General features: G+C 68.7%; 12 protein-coding genes. 8 read left to right on the top strand and 4 right to left on the bottom strand.

Translation table 11 applies throughout. The features are described from left to right. Positions 1–19: 19 nt before the first annotated feature. Genes JL37_RS27365 through JL37_RS27355 form a run of 3 tightly spaced genes read left to right on the top strand, consistent with a single transcriptional unit; the run spans position 20 to position 7,331 of the window. Positions 20–1,189 (top strand): efflux RND transporter periplasmic adaptor subunit, encoded by a 1,170-nt coding sequence (locus JL37_RS27365; RefSeq protein ID WP_043548338.1) that lies wholly within the window; start codon positions 20–22, stop codon positions 1,187–1,189. Then, positions 1,186–4,266, top strand: coding sequence for a multidrug efflux RND transporter permease subunit (locus tag JL37_RS27360; RefSeq protein ID WP_043548337.1), 3,081 nt, complete (start codon positions 1,186–1,188; stop codon positions 4,264–4,266). Before JL37_RS27365 ends, JL37_RS27360 begins: the two co-directional genes overlap by 4 nt. Next, a complete protein-coding gene (locus JL37_RS27355) occupies positions 4,263–7,331 on the top strand; it encodes an efflux RND transporter permease subunit (RefSeq protein ID WP_043548335.1) in 3,069 nt (1,022 codons plus the stop codon). The genes JL37_RS27360 and JL37_RS27355 overlap by 4 nt, the downstream gene beginning before the upstream one ends. Positions 7,332–7,349: 18 nt before the next feature. On the opposite strand, the gene JL37_RS27350 is transcribed toward JL37_RS27355, so the two are convergent. Continuing rightward, the gene (locus JL37_RS27350) at positions 7,350–8,264 is read right to left on the bottom strand and encodes a LysR family transcriptional regulator (protein WP_043548334.1); all 915 of its coding nucleotides are present in this window, start codon (positions 8,262–8,264) and stop codon (positions 7,350–7,352) included. A 112-nt stretch (positions 8,265–8,376) separates the two neighbouring features. On the opposite strand from JL37_RS27350, the gene JL37_RS27345 reads away from it, so the two are divergent. Both JL37_RS27345 and JL37_RS27340 read left to right on the top strand, forming a co-directional pair. Beyond that, the gene (locus JL37_RS27345) at positions 8,377–9,795 is read left to right on the top strand and encodes a M20 family metallopeptidase (RefSeq protein ID WP_043548333.1); all 1,419 of its coding nucleotides are present in this window, start codon (positions 8,377–8,379) and stop codon (positions 9,793–9,795) included. A 13-nt stretch (positions 9,796–9,808) separates the two neighbouring features. After that, positions 9,809–10,789 carry a tripartite tricarboxylate transporter substrate binding protein gene (locus JL37_RS27340; RefSeq protein ID WP_043548332.1) on the top strand — a complete coding sequence of 327 codons (981 nt, stop codon included), beginning with the start codon at positions 9,809–9,811 and terminating at the stop codon, positions 10,787–10,789. 38 nt (positions 10,790–10,827) lie between these two features. Here the strand turns inward: JL37_RS27340 and JL37_RS27335 are convergent, their stop codons facing one another. The 3 genes from JL37_RS27335 to JL37_RS27325 all read right to left on the bottom strand — a co-directional run bounded on the left by JL37_RS27335 (position 10,828) and on the right by JL37_RS27325 (position 14,535). Further along, positions 10,828–11,406, bottom strand: coding sequence for a YSC84-related protein (locus JL37_RS27335; protein WP_043548331.1), 579 nt, complete (start codon positions 11,404–11,406; stop codon positions 10,828–10,830). A 113-nt stretch (positions 11,407–11,519) separates the two neighbouring features. After that, complete coding sequence (locus JL37_RS27330; RefSeq protein WP_043548330.1) at positions 11,520–13,910, bottom strand: catalase; 2,391 nt, start codon at positions 13,908–13,910, stop codon at positions 11,520–11,522. Between the two features lie 10 nt (positions 13,911–13,920). After that, on the bottom strand, positions 13,921–14,535 hold the full coding sequence (locus tag JL37_RS27325) for a ferritin-like domain-containing protein (protein WP_043548329.1): 615 nt from the start codon (positions 14,533–14,535) through the stop codon (positions 13,921–13,923). Positions 14,536–14,841: 306 nt separating this feature from the next. On the opposite strand from JL37_RS27325, the gene JL37_RS27320 reads away from it, so the two are divergent. The 3 genes from JL37_RS27320 (at position 14,842) to JL37_RS27310 (ending at position 18,937) form a co-directional block, all read left to right on the top strand. Then, positions 14,842–16,449 carry a PepSY domain-containing protein gene (locus JL37_RS27320; protein WP_081955231.1) on the top strand — a complete coding sequence of 536 codons (1,608 nt, stop codon included), beginning with the start codon at positions 14,842–14,844 and terminating at the stop codon, positions 16,447–16,449. Next, positions 16,446–16,796 (top strand): DUF3325 domain-containing protein, encoded by a 351-nt coding sequence (locus JL37_RS27315; RefSeq protein WP_043548325.1) that lies wholly within the window; start codon positions 16,446–16,448, stop codon positions 16,794–16,796. Before JL37_RS27320 ends, JL37_RS27315 begins: the two co-directional genes overlap by 4 nt. Before the next feature lie 146 nt (positions 16,797–16,942). Beyond that, positions 16,943–18,937 (top strand): ribonucleoside triphosphate reductase, encoded by a 1,995-nt coding sequence (locus tag JL37_RS27310; protein WP_043548324.1) that lies wholly within the window; start codon positions 16,943–16,945, stop codon positions 18,935–18,937. Positions 18,938–18,945: the final 8 nt, after the last annotated feature.

The raw sequence follows: 18,945 nt of genomic DNA, 5'->3' as shown, positions 1-18,945 counted from the left end.
CCCAAGCTTGGCAGTCCCGATGTCCCTGCCCCTTCCCGCGGGCCCTGGTTCCCATTCCAAACGCCTGATGCTGCTGGCGGCCGTATTGGCGCTGGCCGCCCTCGCCGCCCTGGCGTTCTGGCTGACCGGCCCCAAGAGCCCCGCTGGCGTCCGCCCGCCCGAGTACGGCCAGATCCCCGTCGCCGTCAGCGTGGCGGCCGCCAGTGTCGGTCCGCTGCAGCGCGACCTGCACGCGCTCGGCACCGTGACCCCGCTGGCGCGGGCCGTGCTGCGCCCGCAGGTCGACGGCGAACTGCTGAAGCTGCATTTCACCGAAGGCCAGGCCGTTGCGCAGGGCCAGCTGCTGGCCGAGATCGACGCGCGACCCTATCTTGCGGCGCTGGCCTCCGCGGAAGGCGAACTGGCCCGCACCCAGGCGCTGCTGGACAATGCCACCGCTGACCTGCAGCGCTACCGCAGGCTGGCCCGCCAGGACGCCGTCGCCGGACAGCAGTTGGACACCGCCGAGGCGCAGGCACGGGCCTATTCCGCGCAGCGCATGAAGAATGAGGCGCAGGTCGCCGACGCGCGGCGGCTGCTCGGCCATACCCGCATCGTCGCGCCCCAGGACGGACGCATCGGGCTGCGGCGCATCGACGCCGGCAACCACGTCCGGGCCGACGACACCGAGGGCCTGGCCACGCTGGTGCAGATCCGTCCGATCTCGGTGCTGTTCAGCATCCCGGAAACGCGGCTGGACATCCTGCGCCAGGCGCAGGCGCGCGCCGCCGCCCTGCGCGTGCAGGCCTGGGATGCCGATGACCGCCGCATCCTCGCCGAAGGCACGCTGGAAGCGCTGGACAACCGCATCCAGGCCGCAAGCGGCACGGTGCGGCTGCGGGCCCGGTTCGACAACGCCGACGAAGCGCTGTTTCCGAACCAGTTCGTCAATATCCGGCTGGCGGTGGTGCAGCAGGATAACGTCGTGACCATTCCGACGGCCGCGGTGCAGTACGGATCCGAAGGCGCTTTCGTCTTCGTGATCGGGGAAGACCGGCGCGCCAGCCGCCGCGTGCTGCGGCTGGGGCCCTCCAACGCCGGCCGCATCGCAGTGGAAGCGGGGCTGGCCCCCGCTGAACTCGTCGTGGTGGAAGGCGTGGACCGCCTGCACGACGGCCGGGACGTGCTCATCGTCGGGCAGGACTCATGAGCCTGTCACGCCCCTTCATCCTGCGCCCGGTCGCCACGTCCTTCTTGATGATCGCCCTGCTGCTGTCGGGCATCCTGGCCTGGCGCATGCTGCCGGTGGCGGCGCTGCCGCAGGTGGACTACCCCATCATCCAGGTGATCACGCAGTACCCGGGGGCCAGCCCCAGCGTCACGGCCCGCGCCGTCACGGCCCCGCTGGAGCGGCGCTTCGGGCAGATCCCCGGCCTGAAGCAGATGTCTTCCACCAGCGGCAGCGGCATTTCCGTGGTAACGCTGCAGTTTTCCCTGGACGTGCCGCTGGGCGTGGCCGAACAGGAAGTCCAGGCCGCCATCAGCGCCAGCGGCTCGCTGCTGCCCGGGGACCTGCCCACCCCGCCCGTGTACCGCAAGGTCAACCCCGCCGACGTGCCCATCCTGACGCTGGCGGTTACCTCGGCGTCCCTGCCCCTGCCCAAGGTCTACGACCTGGTCGACACGCGCATGACGCAGCGCCTGTCGCAGCTGTCCGGCGTGGGCATGGTGAGCCTGGCGGGCGGCCAGCGGCCGGCCGTGCGCGTGCAGGTCAATCCGATGGCGCTGGCCGCGCGCGGCCTGCAGCTGGCCGATGTGCAAGAGGCCATCGGCAAGGCCAACTCGAACCAGCCCAAGGGCAGCTTCGACGGGCCGGTGCGCTCGGTCATCATGGACGCCAACGATCAGCTCCAGAGCGCCGAAGAGTACCGCGAGCTGATCGTGGCCTGGCGCAATGGCGCGCCCGTGCGGCTGGGACAGGTCGCCAGCGTGGAGGACGGCGCCGAGGACCGCTACCTGGCGGCCTGGGTCGACGAACAGCCCGCCGTGCTCGTGAACATCCAGCGCCAGCCGGGCGCCAACGTGATCGCCGTGGCCGACCAGGTCAAGGCGCTGCTGCCCCAGCTGACGTCCAGCCTGCCCGCCGCCGTACAGGTGCGCGTCCTGACCGACCGCACGGAAAGCATCCGCGCGTCCGTGCGGGGCGTGCAGTGGGAACTGGCGTTCGCCGTGGGGCTGGTCGTGCTGGTCACCTTCCTGTTCCTGCGCAACCTGCCCGCCACGCTGATTCCCAGCCTGGCCGTGCCGCTATCCCTGATCGGCACGTTCGGCGTCATGCACCTGGCGGGCTTCTCCACCAATAATCTCACCCTGATGGCGCTGACCATCGGCGCGGGCTTCGTCGTGGACGACGCCATCGTCATGCTGGAAAACATCGCGCGCTATCGCGAACAGGGCCACAGCCCCCTGTCCGCCGCGCTCAAGGGCGCCGGCCAGATCGGTTTCACGCTGGTTTCCCTGACCCTGTCGCTGATCGCCGTGCTGATCCCCCTGCTCTTCATGGAAGACGTGGTGGGCCGGCTGTTCCGCGAATTCGCCGTCACGCTCGCGGTCGCCATTCTCATCTCGCTGGCGGTCTCGCTCACCCTTACCCCCATGATGTGCGCGCGGCTGCTGCCCGCCCACGCGGATACCCGCCCGGGCCTGCTGGACCGGATCCAGGCCCGCTACGCCGGCTGGCTGGACGCCACCTTGCGGCACCAGCGCCTGACGCTGGCCGCCATGCTGGCCACCGTGGCGCTCACCGGGCTGCTGTACCTCGCCGTGCCCAAGAGCTTCTTCCCGGTGCAGGACGGCGGCACGCTGCAGGGCGTGACGCAATCGTCGCAGAGCACCTCGTTCGACGCGATGGCGCGCCGCCAGCAAGCGGTGGCCCAAAGCCTGCTGGCCGATCCCGACGTCGCCAGTCTGTCGTCCTTCATCGGCATCGACGCCATGAACGCCACGCTGAATACCGGCAGGCTGCTCGTCAATCTGAAGCCCTGGGCCGAGCGCAGCGCGCCGCTGGCGGACATCATGGCCCGGCTGGACGCCCGCGCCCGGGAAGTCCAGGGCATCTCGCTGTTCCTGCAGCCCGTCCAGGAACTCAATATCGAGGACCGCGTCAGCCGGGGCCAGTACCAGTTCACCCTGACCTCGCCGGACGCCGCCCTGCTTTCCCGCTGGAGCAGCGCGTTGACGCGGCGGCTGGCGCAGGCGCCGGAATTGGCGGACATCTCGTCCGACCAGCAGGGCGACGGCCGCCAGGCCTACCTGCAAGTCTCGCGCGACACCGCAGCCCGCCTGGGCGTGACCATGGACGATGTGGCGCAGACGCTCTACAACGCCTTCGGCCAGCGCCAGGTCGCCACGCTGTTCACGCAATCCAACCAGTACCGCGTCGTGCTGGAGGTGGATCGCAAACTGGCGCTGAGCCCGGACGCGCTCGAGCGCATCCACCTGCAGACCGAGGACGGGCAGGCCATCCCGCTGTCGGCGCTGGCGACCGTCAGCGAACGCGCGGTGCCCCTGGCCGTCAACCACCTGTCGCAGTTTCCGGCGGTGAACCTGTCGTTCAACCTGCCGCGCGGCGGTTCGCTGGGCGCGGCCATCGCCGCCATCGAATCGGCCCGGCAGGAAATCGGCATGCCCGCCAGCGTGGAGCTGCGGCTGCAAGGCGCGGCGTCGGCCTTCCAGGCTTCCCTGTCGAACACGCTATGGCTGATGCTGGCGGCGGTCGTCACCATGTACCTGGTGCTGGGCATGCTGTACGAAAGCGCCATCCATCCCGTCACCATCCTGTCCACCCTGCCCTCGGCCACGGTGGGCGCCCTGCTCGCGCTGCTGCTCACCGGACGCCCGCTGGACCTGATCGCGGTCATCGGCATCATCCTGCTGATCGGGCTGGTGAAGAAGAACGGCATCATGATGGTGGACTTCGCGCTGGAGGCCGAGCGCACGCGCGGACTGCCGCCCCAGGCCGCCATCCGCGAAGCGGCCCTGCTGCGCCTGCGCCCCATCCTGATGACCACGCTGGCGGCGCTGTTCGGCGCGCTGCCGCTCATGCTGGCCACCGGTTCGGGCGCGGAACTGCGCCAGCCGCTGGGTTGGGTCATGGTGGGCGGGCTGCTGGTCAGCCAGGTGCTGACGCTGTTCACCACGCCGGCGGTCTATCTGTTCTTCCACCGCCTGGGCGCACGCCGCGGCGCCTCCGCGGCCCGGCCCGGAGCTGAAGGCCCCGCGCCATGATCCGGGCGCTGGCGCACCGCCCCGTCGCCTGCCTCTTCCTGGCGCTGGCGCTTACGCTGCTGGGCGCCGTGGCCTGGCGGCTGCTGCCCGTGGCGCCGCTGCCGCAGGTGGATTTCCCCACCATCGAAGTGCGCGCTGAACTGCCGGGCGCCAGCCCCGAGAGCATGGCCAGCACGGTGGCCGCGCCGCTGGAGCGCGCGCTGGGCAGCATCGCGGGCGTCAGCGCGATGTCATCCTCCAGCAACCAGGGCGCCACCCGCGTGCAGTTGCAGTTCGAGTTGGACCGCGACATCAACGAAGCGGCGCGCGACGTGCAGGCCGCCCTCAACGCCGCCCGGGCCGAACTGCCCGCTGGCATGCCCGGCAACCCCAGCTACCGCAAGGTCAATCCGTCGCAGGCTCCCATCATGGCCCTGGCGCTCAGTTCCCCGACCCGTCCCGCGGGCCAGCTCTATGACCTGGGCGCCACCGTATTGGCACAGAAGATTTCGCAGATCAACGGCGTGGGCGAGGTGACGATGGGCGGCAGCTCGTTGCCCGCCGTGCGGGTGCAGGTCAATCCCAACGCGCTGGCCCACTACGGCGTGGCGCTGGACGACGTGCGCCAGGCGATCGCCGACGCCGCGCCCATGGGGCCGCAAGGGCAGTTGGATTCCGCCACGCGGCGCTGGGAGGTCGGCACGCCGGGGCAGCCGCGCAGCGCGCGCGAGTACGACAGCCTCATCGTGCGCCACCAGGACGGCGCCGTCATCCGGTTGTCGCAGGTGGCGCGCGTGAGCGATTCCGTGGAAAACCGCTACAGCAGCGGGTTCCACAATCGCAATCCGGCCGTCGTCCTGACCATCAGCCGCCAGCCGGGCTCGAACATCATCGAGACCATCCAGGCCATCAACCAGGCCCTGCCCGGCCTGCGCCTGCTCATGCCCGCCGACGTGGACCTGACCGTCGCGCTGGACCGTTCGCCCGGCATCGACGCGACCTTGCGCGAAGCCCACATCACGCTGGGGCTGGCCACCGCGCTGGTGATCCTGGTGGTATGGGCCTTCCTGGGCAATGCCCGCGCGGCGGCCATACCCAGCGTGGCGATCCCGGTCTGCCTGATCGCCACCTTCGCCGTCATGTACCTGTGGGGCTTTTCGCTGAACAACCTGTCGCTCATGGCGCTGATCGTCGCGGCGGGCCTGGTCGTCGACGACGCCATCGTCGTCCTGGAGAACATCTCGCGCCATCTCGAACGCGGGCTGTCGCCGCGCGCGGCGGCGCTGCGCGGCGTGCGCGAGGTCGGCTTCACCCTGGTCGCCATGACCGTGGCGCTGAGCGTGGTGTTCGTGTCCATCCTGTTCATGGGCGGACTGGTGGAGCGGCTGTTCCGCGAGTTCTCCATCACCCTGGTTGCGGCGACCGTCATTTCGCTGGCCGTGTCGGTGGCCATCATCCCCAGCCTTTGCGCGCGCTGGCTCAAGCCGGCCCCGCCGCCAGGCGCGGGCGGCCGCAAGTCGCGGATGCAGGCGTTCCATGCGCGCATCCACGCGTGGTACGGCAGCAGCCTGGCGCGCGTGCTGGGCCATGCCCGGCTGACGCTGTTGCTGCTGGCCGGCGTAATCGGCCTGAACGTCTATCTCTATGTGCAGGCGCCCAAGGGCTTCCTGCCCGTGCAGGACACCGGGCAGCTCGTGGGCTTCGTGCGCGGCGACGACGGCTTCTCGTTCCAGGTCATGCAGCCCAAGATCGAGGTGTACCGCCAGCTGGTGCTCAAGCATCCCGCCGTGCAGGACGTGATCGGCTACAACGGCGGCAATCTGGGCATCAGCAATTCGCTCTTCCTGATCCGCCTGAAGCCCGTCTCCCAACGCAAGGAATCGTCCACCGAGGTCATCAACTGGCTGCGCGCGAACGCCCCGCCGGTGCCGGGCGGCATGTTCTTCCTGAACGTGGACCAGGACCTGCGCATGCCCGGCGGCTTCGGCAATTCGGGCGACCACGAACTCGCCATCATGGCCAGCGACGTTCCGGCGCTGCGCGACTGGTCGCGGAAGATTTCAAAAGCCATGCAGGAGATCCCCGAGCTGCGCGATGTGGACGCCGAGGGCGACGGCGCCACGCAACAGGTGATGATCGACATCGACCGCAGCGCGGCGCAGCGGCTGGGCGTGGACATGGGCACCATCGGCAGCGTACTCAGCAACTCCTTCAGCCAACGGCAGGTCGCCACGCTGTACGACGCCATGAACCAGTACCGCGTAGTGCTGGAGCTCGATCCCCGCTACACGGAGGATCCGGACGTGCTGGAAAGGGTGCAGGTCGTGGCCGCGAACGGCGAGCGCGTGCCGCTGACGGCGTTCGCCACCTACAAATATGGCCTGGTCAACGATCGCGTCTACCACGACGGCCTGTTCGCCGCCGTGTGGGTCGGATTCTCGCTGGCGGAAGGAGTGTCGCTGGAGCAGGGCCTGGCCGCCATCGATGCCGCCATGGCCAGGCTGATGGTGCCCTCCCACATCCAGACCCGCCTGGGCGGCGACGCCCGCAACTTCCAGCAAAGCCTGCAGGACCAGCCCTGGCTGATCCTGGCCGTGCTGGTCGCCATCTATCTGGTGCTGGGCGTGCTGTACGAAAGCCCGCTGCATCCCCTCACCATCCTGTCCACCCTGCCCTCTGCCGGCGTGGGCGCGCTGCTGGCGCTGCGGCTGGCCGGCATGGAGTTCACGCTGATCGCGCTGCTCGGGCTATTCCTGCTCGTGGGCATCGTCATGAAGAACGCCATCCTCATGATCGACTTCGCGCTCGGCCTCGAGCGGCGCGAAGGGCTCACGCCCGAGCAAGCCATCCACCGCGCCGCCCTGTTGCGCCTGCGCCCCATCATGATGACCAACCTGGCCGGCCTGCTGGGCGCGCTGCCCCTGGTGCTCGGCATGGGCGAAGGCTCGGAATTGCGGCGTCCCTTGGGCATCGCCATCGTCGGAGGGCTGATGATCAGCCAGTTCCTGACGCTTTACACCACGCCTATCGTGTATCTGGCGCTGGAGCGGCTGCGCCTGCGCTGGCGGGCCGCCGCAGCGAGGTAGCCCCCCGGGGCCTGCCGCCTACTCCCCGGCCTCCGGCGCCTTTGGCGCCATGGTCAACCTCGCCGCCATGAACTCCAGGAACTCCCGGGCCAGCGGCGGCAGGGTGCGGCCTTGCAGCGTCAGCACCTGAATGCTCCGCTGCCGCATCTCGGGGTTGCTGAACGGCACGGCGACCAGTCTGGCCTCTTCCTGCCCCATGACGGTCAGGTATCCCGACAGGGCCACGATGGAGCTTCCCGGCAGCATGGGCAGGAAGGCGGCGGAATGGTTCGATACATACGCGGGCTCGATGTGCAGGCCCGCATTGGCGCAGGCCGCGTCGAACAGCTGCCTGACCGTCGTGCCGTGATCGCCCACCGACAGCGGCACCTTGGCCAGGTCGCGCATGCCGACGCTGCGGCGGCCGGCCAGCGGATGCGCGCGGCACATGACGGCGTAGACCGGCGCGCGGACCAACAGTTCGGTTTTCAGCCGGTCGTCCTGCGCCGTGGTGTAGCGCAGCGCCATCTGCGACAGCCCTTCCAGCACCTGGCGGCTGACTTCTTCGGGCCGCTCCACGTGCAGGTGGAAGCGCGCCTCCGGCCGGATCCGCTTGAACTCGGCCATGCTCATGGGCAGGAAACGGTGGGCGAAGCCTTCGGTGCAGGCCAGCCTTATCGTCACGTCGCCCAGCTGGCCGCGCTGGCGGATCTCGGTGGTGACGCGCTCGGCCTCCAGCGCGGCGGCGTTGGCATAAGCGGCCAGCTGGAGCCCGGCCTGGCTGAGCTCCATGCCGCGCGCCTGCCTTTCGAACAACGCGACGCCCAGCCCGTCCTCCAGCTTGGAGATCTGGCGGCTGACGGCAGAGGCCGCCACGTGCTGCGAGGCGGCCGCGCCGGCGATGGAGCCGCAGCGCGCCACCTCCAGGAAATACCTCAAGCCCAACGAAATCATGCCAACCCCTTTAGCCATGCCTTTACGGCAACGATTGAATGCCAATTATCTAATTGTGGCACGCGATGAAGCGTAATAACTTTGTGCCTCCCCACATCCATGCAGCAATGACGTGACCCGCGAACAAGCCCTCCTCCTCGCCCTGGATTCCTACGATAGCGGCGCGCTACAGGCCACGCTGGCCCGGCGCGTCGCCTACGCGACCGAAAGCGAGGTGCCCGAACAGGCGCCCGCGCAGCATGCCTACCTGAACGAAGACCTGGTTCCCCACTTGCGGGACCTCGGTTTCTCCTGCCAGGTCCATGCCAATCCGGCCGGCGTGGACCTGCCCATTCTGCTGGCGCGCCGCGAAGAAGCCCCCGGGCTGCCCACCGTGCTGATGTACGGGCACGGCGACGTGGTGCGCGGCAACGCCGCCAAATGGGACGCGGGCCGCGATCCCTGGCGCCTGCACGTCGAAGGAGACCGCTGGTACGGACGCGGCACCGCCGACAACAAAGGGCAGCACAGCATCAACCTGGAGGCCATGCGGCAGGTGATCGCCGCGCGCGGCGGCAAGCTGGGTTTCAACGCGACCTGGCTCATCGAGACCGGCGAAGAAGCCGGTTCGCCCGGGCTGGCGGCTTTCTGCGAAGCCCAGCGCGACGCCCTGTCGGCCGATGTGTTCATCGCCAGCGACGGGCCGCGCCTGGGCGCACAGCGTCCCACGCTTTTCATGGGCTCGCGCGGCGCGGTGAACTTCGAACTCAAGCTGCGCGCCCGCGAACGCGGCTATCACTCCGGCAACTGGGGCGGCTTGCTGGCCAATCCGGCCATCGTGCTGGCGCACGCGATCGCCACGCTGGTCGACGCGCGCGGCCGCATCGCGGTGCCCGGCCTGCGCCCGCCTCCCATACCCGAGGCAGTGGCCGCCGCGCTGGCCGACCTGGAGGTGGGCGGCGGCGAGGACGATCCCCGGATCGACGCGCACTGGGGCGAGCCCGGCCTGACCGGCCCCGAAAAGGTGTTCGGCTGGAACAGCCTGGACGTGCTGACCTTCGGCGCCGGCGATCCGGCCAAGCCCGTCAATGCCATTCCGCCCGAAGCCTCGGCCTGGTGCCAGCTGCGCTTCGTGGTCGGCACCGACTGGCGGGCGCTGGAAACGCATGTAAGGCAACATCTGCGGGCCGGCGGGTTCGACGGCATCGAGGTTCGCGTGGGAATGCAGGCGGGCGCCACCCGCCTGTCGCCCGACAATCCCTGGGTGCGCTGGGCCGCCGCCTCGCTGGAGCGCACGACCGGCAAGCGGCCGGCGCTGCTGCCCAACCTGGGCGGCTCCCTGCCCAACGACATCTTCGCGGACCTGCTCGGCCTGCCCACCCTGTGGGTGCCGCATTCGTATCCCGCCTGCGCCCAGCACGCGCCGAACGAGCACCTGCTGGGCAGCGTCGCGCGCGAAGGCCTGGCGATCATGGCCGGCCTGTTCTGGGACCTCGGCGATCAAGGCGCCGCCCTGCGCCAGGCGGCCGCGCCGGCATCCCTTCCAACCTGACCGGACTCCCGTCATGACCGTCAAATTGCGTGCCGCCGCGGCGGCGTTATCCCTGTCTCTTGCGGCGCTCACGGGCGCCGCGCAGGCCGCCTATCCCGAGCAGGCGATCAAGATCGTCGTGCCCTTCACGCCAGGCGGGGCGACCGACGCGGTAGCCCGCCTGCTGGCCAACAAGCTGTCGGGCAAGCTGGGCCAGGCCGTCATCGTGGAAAACAGACCGGGCGCGTCCACCGTGATCGGCGCGGAGGCCGCGGCGCGCGCCCAGCCGGACGGCTACACGCTGATGCTGTCGGGCAGCACGACCTACACCGTGCTGCCGGCGCTCAAGGCCGGCCTGCCCTACGATCCGGAGCGCAGCTATGAACACATCGCCATCGTCGCCATGGCGCCCGTGGTGCTGCTGGCGAAAAATGGCCTGGAAGCCGGCACCGCGCAGGAAGCCGCCGCGCTGGCGCGGCAGCGCAGCGCCAAGGGCGAACTGATGTATGGCACCTTCGGCCCCGGGTCCGCGCCCCACCTGGCCGGCGAGATGTTCGCGGAGGCCGCGGGCGCGAAGATGATCCCGGTGCCCTACAAGGGCAGCGCCCAGCTGGTCACCGCCATGATCGGCGGCGAGGTCGACCTGGGCGTGGACACGGTGTCGTCCGCCGCGCCTCAGGCCCGCGCCGGCAAGGTGCGCGCGCTGGCCGTCACGGGCGAGCGCCGCATGCCGCAACTGCCCGACGTCCCGACATTCGCCGAAGCCGGCATGCCCGGCGTGTCCTTCGTCGGCTGGTACGGACTGGTCGCGCCGGCCCGCACGCCCGCCCCGGTCGTGCAGACGCTGAGCCGCGCCGTGTCGGAAATCATGGAAGACCAGCAAGTGCGCAGATCGGTCGCGGACCTGGCATTGGACCCCGTCTACCTGCCCGCGCAAGCCTTCCGGGCGCAGATCGCGAAAGAGCTGCGCACCTTTACCGAAGTGGCCACGCGCGCCGGCATCACGCTGGACTGAAACCGGCACCCGGCCCAGCGGGCCGGGCATCCCGGGAATCAGCGGGGATCGGCCTGGCTGATCTTGGATCCTTCCAGGCCCACGCCGGCCATCAGCCCCTGCTCGCCGAAAGGCACGGCGTAGACGTCCTGGGTCAAGGTCGTGGTGGTGATGCTGGCCGCATAGCCCTCATCCACCATGACCAGGGTCGGGCCCGATCCCAGCGACCAGCCGTCGCTCTGGCCCAGGAAGGTCAGGGCCGCCTCGTTCATGAAGAAGAGCGCATAGCCGAACTTCTGAGCGCCCGCCTGCAGGCCGAACGACACCGCAGATATCGTGTAATAGGCGCTGACCTTGCCGCGCCGCAACAGCGCGCCGTCGCCATGTTCCGCGCCGACCAGCAGCCCGCCTTTCAGGATGCTGGGAAAGACCAGCACCGCAACCGCCTTTTCTCCCAGCGTCCGCGTCTTGGGCTCCTGATGGTACAGCCGTTCGAGCGCGGCGCGGGCGTCGCGGCCGATCTCGGCGGCCGTGTCCGCGCGAGCCTGGCCGGCCAGACAGAAGCTCGCCGCCCATAAAAAAAGGCTGGCCCACAACCAACCGTGAATCTTGCATGGCAAAGCGGATACGCGACGCATACTGCCTCCTGGTTTGAGGACGGCAAGCGCCACACGGCGCCCGCCCCGACTTGCCTGGGCAAGTATTGGCAGGCGGGCCCGCGTTGTCAATATGCGCAGATGGGTAAACCGGCCTACACCGCGGGCGGACTGGTCTCGCGTTCGGGATGGCGATGCCGGGCCAACGCCTCCAGGAACATGGGCGCGCTATTGCCCGGCTCCCCGTCGACCAGCAAGAGGCCGCCGTCGGCCTCGTCCGGCGCGATGCCGGCGGCGGCGAACAGCTGCTTGCCTTCGCCCATGCCCATCAGCGTCTTGCCGTGGCGGTACGCATCGCGCAGGAACTCCAGCACCCGCCCATCGGCGCGCAGCCGCTCGGCGGCCGGCCCGCCTCCGGGCGCCACCGCCCCGTCGAACAACGCCGACGGCTGGTTGTCCAGGGACGCGTCGGCGTCCAGCATCCGGCCGCCCTCCGCCGCTATGGGACCGATCCGCTGGCCCACCAGCCTGACGACGACGCCCGCGCCGATCAACGCATCGGCAATGGCCGACACGGCCTTGGCGTCCACGCCCTCCGCCACCAGGATGGCGACCTTGCGCGTCGCGACGCTGCCGTCGCCGGGCCTCGCCGTCAGGGACAAGGCGGGAGAAACATCGACCTCCGGCCTGGGCGGGTCGGCGATGGCGCGCGGTAAAGGATCCGGCAGCTCCATGCCCAAGCCGTCCGCCACGTCCCGCGCCAGTTCGTCGGCCACATTGCGCAAGGACGCGACCATGCGCCGGCGCACTGCGGGAACCGTCACCTTGCTCAGTTCAAAGGCGAAGGCGCTGGCGATGTGGCGCCGCTCCCAATCGGTCTGGCTGGCATAGAACAGCGTGGCCTGGTTGTAGTGTTCGGCGAACTTCTCCGGATGCCCGCGCAGCTCGTCGCCCGCGACCGGCTCGGGAAAGGACACAAAACCGTCCGTGCCGGCCTGGAACGGACAGCCTCCCGCCAACGAGTTGGGTTCGTACGCCACCCGGCCGCGATGAATGGCCTGGCGATGCATGCCGTCGCGCTGGTTGTTCTGCACGGCAGCCAGCGGCGCGTTGATCGGAATCTCGTGGAAATTCGGGCCGCCCAGCCGCGATATCTGCGTGTCCACGTAGGAATGGATGCGCCCGGCCAGCAAGGGGTCGTTGGTGAAATCCAGGCCGGGAATCACATGAGCCGCGCAGAACGCGACCTGCTCCGTCTCGGCGAAGAAATTGTCGGGATTGCGGTCCAGCACCAGCCTGCCGACGGGCACCACCGGCGCCAGTTCCTCCGGCACGATCTTGGTGGCGTCCAGCACGTCGAAACTGAACCGCTCCGCCTCTTCCTCGGTGAAGACCTGCACGCCCAGTTCCCATTGCGGGCCGTTGCCCGCGTCGATGGCTTCCCAAAGATCGCGCCGATGGAAGTCGGGATCCGCCCCGGAAACCTTGACCGCCTCGTCCCACACCTGGGAATGCGTGCCCAGCAACGGGTTCCAGTGGAACTTCACCAGCCGGGATTCGCCGGCGGCGTTGACGAAGCGGAAGGTATGCACGCCGAAACCCTGCATCATCCTGAAACTGCGCGGAATGGCGCGGTCCGACATGAGCCACATGAGCATGTGGGTGGATTCCGGCATCAGCGACACGAAGTCCCAGAACGTGTCGTGCGCGGAGGCGGCCTGCGGCATGCCGTGATGGGGCTCCGGCTTCACGGCGTGCACCAGATCCGGAAACTTCATCGCATCCTGTATGAAGAACACCGGCATGTTGTTGCCGACCAGATCCCAATTGCCCTCTTCGGTATAAAACTTCACGGCGAAACCGCGGACGTCGCGCGCGGTGTCCTTGGAGCCCCGCTCTCCGGCCACCGTGGAGAAGCGCACGAAGACGGGCGTGCGCTTGCCCTTCTCGGCGAACGGCGCCGCCATGGTCAGGTCGGTGAGCGGCCGGAGGCATTCGAAATAGCCGTGCGCCGCGGAGCCCCGCGCGTGCACGATGCGCTCCGGAATGCGTTCATGGTCGAAGTGGGTGATCTTCTCGCGCAGGACGAAGTCCTTCAGCAGGGCCGGTCCGCGCACGCCCGCCTTGAGCGAGTGCTGGTTGTCGCTGACCCGCACTCCCTGGTTCGTGGTCAGGGCCTGGCCGGTGGCGTCCGCGCGGACGCGCTCCAGCCGGCCGTCGGCGGCATTCACGCCCGGCGCGGCCGGGCCGTTGGTCTTCCCGGACGCCTCGCCCTCGGAGAGGGTGCTGGCCCCGGCGGAAGAGTCCGGCGCCGGCGCCGCCGTGCCGGCATAGGGACAGCGGGCGGCTTCCTCGCCATACTCCGCCGCCTTGCCGGCGTTGTGCGGAATGGCGCTGGCCGTGGCGTCCACGGACGCGGCCCGCTTCAAGGCCGGACGCCGCGCGGCGCCCGCCGGCCCCGACCCCGGTCCGCTATCGGTATTCAGGTAGGCGGTCTCGACGGCGGCAGCCGAGGCAGGCTTTCCTGCGGATTTCTTGCTGGGCATGGCGGGCCTCCTAGTGGCTGAGCATCTTGCCGCGGGCTTGCTCGGCGCGCGATGCGCCGATCGCGGACTCCACCTGCTTGACCTCTTCGGGAGGCGGCAGCACGGCGGGAAAACCCAAGGCGTCGATCCACAGCTCCCGCGACCAGCCTTTCGTGTGATAAAGGTGGTGCTCCTCGTCGGTGACGACCGCGTCATAGGCCTGCTTGAGCACCTTGGCCTCCACGCCGCCCTGCTGGTCGGCGATCACGCCGATCAGCGTCCAGTTCGCATGGTCCTTCGTCTCGGCCAGCACCACGCATTCCGCCGCAACCAACTGGGCGGCATCCGGATCGCCCGCGGCGATCGCCATTTTCATCGCCTTGACCAGCGACTCGCCGATATGGCGCACCACTTCGCGCCCCGGCGGCTGGCGCTCCGGGTCCAGGCCCAGTTGTTCGAACACGGTCAGCAGCACGCGGCGATGCGTGCGGGTTTCCTCCAGGTATTCCAGCCATTCCTTCTTCAGGTCTTCGTTGACGGCGCAGGACACCGCGGTCTCGTACACATTCAATCCCCCTATTTCCGTCTCCAGGGCCTGATATAGCAGTTCCTCGATCTGCGGGGCATTTCCGGCTTTGCGTTTCATTGGGCGCTCCTTTGTGTGGATCATGTCGCGACACCGCCGCCGCGAACCGGCGGCCTTGCGGGTAGGAACGCGTGCCCAGCAACCTTCGTTCCCGGCCCCATCGCAGGGCGAATCGCCTGTGGCCTAACCGTCTCGCGGCGGCCGGCTTGAGGGCCCCGCGTGCAGAAAGTACAAAGGCCGGCGCCCCATTCACACTGGCCCTATTTAGACTAGAATTGGAACCATTCTCAATAAAAACCAGGCCGCCCGGCTCGCGGCGGCATCACAACAAAGAGGCTCGCCCTGAAATCCGGTTTCCGCCTGTCCATGGCATGGCTCCACACGTGGGTCGGCCTATGGTTCTCCTGGCTGCTGTTCGCCGTCTTCCTGACCGGCTCGCTGGCCGTTTTCTCCGAACCCATCACGCACTGGATGACGCCCGAGCACCACGAGGCGGAAGCGCTGGCCGCGCAACAGGAAAATGCGCCCGTGGACCGAGCGCGGCGCCTCGGCCTGGCGGTGGACTACATGGCGCGCCACCATGCAGGCGCCGGCATGTGGGAAATCTGGCCGGTCGACCGCTACCACGGCAACGGCCTGACGGCGTACTGGTTCGACAAGAACGGCATGTACGCCGACGCCGAGCTGGATCCTGTCACCGGCGCCGAGCTCGACGACCACCACGAGGCGGAAGGCCGGGCCACGCTGGGCGGCTCGCATTTCGTCGACTTCCACTACACCTTGCACGACGCCGGCCTGGGCCTGTGGATCGTCGCCTTCGCCACCATGGCGATGCTGGTGGCCCTGATTTCTGGCGTGGTCACGCACAAACGCATCTTCAAGGACTTCTTCACGTTCCGCGCCAGCAAGGGCCAGCGCTCGTGGCTGGACGCGCACAATGCGGTGGCTGTGCTCACCCTGCCCTTCCAGTTCATGATCGCCTACACCGGCATCGTGATCTCCGGCTCCACGCTCATGCCCGCCCCCATCGCCGCGGCCTACGGCTCCGGCCCCGAAGCCGCCCGACACTATTTCGGCGAAATGGAAGGCGAGGAGAAGCTCCCGCGCAGCGGCGTGGCGCAGGCGATGCCCGCGCTGGAGCCCATCGTGGCGCATGGCGAACGCCTGATCGGGCAGACGGCGCGGGCCATCGTCATCCGCAATCCGGAAGACAGCTCCATGCGCATCGGCGTCTATGGCTGGAACGAAGACGCCGATACCTTCCGCAATATCAGCGCCACCACCGGGATGGCGGAGTTTTCCGCCAGCGGCGAGCTGCTGCGCGTGCGGCCGCCCGGCGAGGTGCTGGGCGGCGCACCCGCGCTGACGCGCCAGGTGATGGGCGACCTGCACATGGCGAAGTTCGGCGGCCTTGCGATCCAATGGCTGTATTTCATCTGCGGCCTGGCGGGCGCCGCCATGATGGGCACCGGCGCCGTGCTGTTCATGGCCAAGCGCCGCGCCAAGCTCGGCGACGAGTTCGGCGGGGCTACGGCGCGCGTCTACCGCCTGATCGAAGGGCTCAACGTGGCCGCGCTGGCCGGCCTCTCCGTCGCCTGCATCGGCTACTTCTGGGCCAATCGCCTTCTGCCCGTCGCCCTGGAGAACCGCGCCGCATGGGAACTGCGCTGCTTCTTCCTGGTCTGGGCGCTGGCCCTGGCGCACGCCTGGCTGTGCAGCCCGCGCCGCGCGTGGATCACGCAGCTGGCCGTGCTGTCCGCGCTGTGCCTGCTGCTGCCGGTGCTGTCGTTCGCCACCTTGGGCGACCATCCCTACGCGCAGATCGCGCGCGGCGACTGGGAAAGCGCGGGCGTCGAACTGAGCGCCGTCGCTTTCGGCGTACTATCGGGCTGGGCGGCCCTCCGTTTGTGGAAACGGCCCGCATCGGCGCAGCCCCAGCGCAAATCCCGCTCGAACGAAAGGGCAGCGGCATGAATTCCAACGACCTGTACGCCATTTCCATGGCCCTGCTGCTGACGTATTCCGGCATGGCCTGCCTGAGCCTGGCCATGCCGCGGCACTACGACCAGGTCTGGGGCCGCGACCCGTCCTCGGGCCATACCCGCGTGCTGCGCGGAGCCGGCGTGCTCTTGCTGGCGCTGGCCCTGCTGCCCTGCGTCGGCCTGTGGGGCAATACCGTGGGCGTCGTGGCGTGGCTGGGCTGGCTGTCCGCCGGCGCCCTGCTGTGGGTCGGGATGCTTTCCTGGGCGCCGCGCCCGGCGGCGCGCACGGCGGCCCTGGCCGTGGCGATATCGCTGGCCGGGATCGGCATCGGTTTCTAGGGCCGCTGCCCGGAAAGGGCCTTGCACAAGCCCCGATTGCGCATTTGACGCGCATCAAGCGAGGCCGATATCTGCTCCTCGCCGCCCGCCGATCGCACCATATGTGGTGGTAGAGTTTTCACACCCTACTACATATGGTGTCAGTCATGCATATCCAGCACATTCTCAAGCGCGACGGCCGCGTCGCGGCGTTCGACCGCGACAAGATCGCCCAGGCCATGGCGGCGGCGGGACAAAGCACCGGGGAGCTGGACCTGGCGGGCGCCCAGGCGCTGACCGATGCCGTCATCGCCTCGCTGGCGGACAACCCTTGCCCGGGCGTGGAAACCATCCAGAACCGCGTGGAGGAAGTGCTCGTCCAGGCGGGCCACTGGCGCACCGCGCGCGCCTACATCGTCTACCGTGAACAACACGCCCGGCTGCGCTCGCTGCGCCACACGCTGGTCGATGTGGAAAGCGCCATGGAGGAATACCTGGAGCAGCGCGACTGGCGCGTCAACGCCAACGCCAACCAGGGCTACAGCCTGGGCGGCCTGATCCTGAACGTGGCCGGCAAGGTCACCGCCAACTACTGGCTGTCCAACGTGTTCGCGCCGGAAGCCGGGCACGCCCACCGCGAGGGCGACATCCACATCCATGACCTGGACATGCTCAGCGGCTACTGCGCGGGATGGTCGCTGCGCCAGCTGCTGACCGAAGGGTTCAACGGCATTCCCGGCAAAGTGGAAGCCACGCCGCCGCGCCATATGTCCGCCGCCATCGGCCAGATCGTCAACTTTCTGGGCACGCTGCAGAACGAATGGGCCGGCGCGCAGGCCTTCAGTTCCTTCGATACCTACATGGCGCCCTTCATCCGCCGCGACGCCATGACGTATGCCGACGTGAAGCAGGCCATGCAGGAACTGATCTACAACCTGAACGTGCCCAGCCGCTGGGGCACGCAGACGCCCTTCACCAACCTGACTTTCGACTGGACCTGCCCGGCCGATCTCAAGGAGCAGATCCCCTACGTGGGCGGCGAGGAAATGCCGTTCGCCTACGGCGATCTGCAAGCCGAGATGGACATGATCAACCGCGCCTACATCGAAGTCATGATGGCCGGCGACGCGAAGGGCCGCGTGTTCACCTTCCCCATTCCCACCTACAACATCACGCCCGACTTCGATTGGGACCATCCCAATACCGAGCGCCTCTTCGAGATGACGGCGCGCTACGGGCTGCCCTACTTCCAGAATTTCCTCAACTCCGACCTTGAGCCGCATATGGTGCGTTCCATGTGCTGCCGCCTGCAGCTGGACCTGCGCGAACTGCTCAAGCGCGGCAACGGCCTGTTCGGATCGGCCGAGCAGACCGGCTCGGTCGGCGTGGTCACCGTGAACTGCGCCCGCCTGGGCTACACCTGCCGGGGCGACGAAGCCAGGCTGATGCAGCAGCTGGACCATCTGCTGGAACTGGGCCGCGACGTGCTGGAAACCAAGCGCAAGGTAGTGCAGCGCTATATCGACCAGGGGCTGTACCCCTACACCCGGCGCTACCTGGGCACGCTGCGCAACCACTTCAGCACCCTGGGCGTGAACGGCATCAACGAGATGATCCGCAACTTCACGGACGACGCCGAAGACATCACCACGGCGGCGGGCCATGCCATGGCGGTCAGGCTGCTCGACCGAGTGCGCGCCCGCATGACCGAGTTCCAGGAACAGACAGGCCACCTGTACAACCTCGAAGCCACGCCCGCGGAAGGCACCACCTACCGTTTCGCCCGCGAAGACCGGAAGCGCTACCCCGCCATCCTGCAGGCCGGCAGCGAATCGCAGCCCTACTACACGAACTCCAGCCAGTTGCCGGTGGGCCATACCGACGATCCGTTCCATGCGCTGGAACTGCAGGAAACGCTGCAGGGCAAGTACACCGGCGGCACGGTGCTGCACCTGTACATGAACGAAGCCGTGTCGTCCGCCGGCGCATGCAAGGAGCTGGTGCGCCGCGCGCTGTCGAACTTCCGGCTGCCGTACATCACGATCACGCCCACGTTCTCCATCTGCCCCAACCATGGCTACCTGGCGGGACGCCACGAGTTCTGCCCCAAATGCGATGCCGAGCTGCTGGCCAAGCAATCGGCATGCTGCGCCCCGGCCTAGCGCCGATC

The sequence above is a fragment of the Achromobacter sp. RTa genome, from assembly GCF_000757485.1.
Taxonomy (GTDB): domain Bacteria; phylum Pseudomonadota; class Gammaproteobacteria; order Burkholderiales; family Burkholderiaceae_B; genus Achromobacter.
This window is presented reverse-complemented; position numbering and strand designations above follow the sequence as displayed.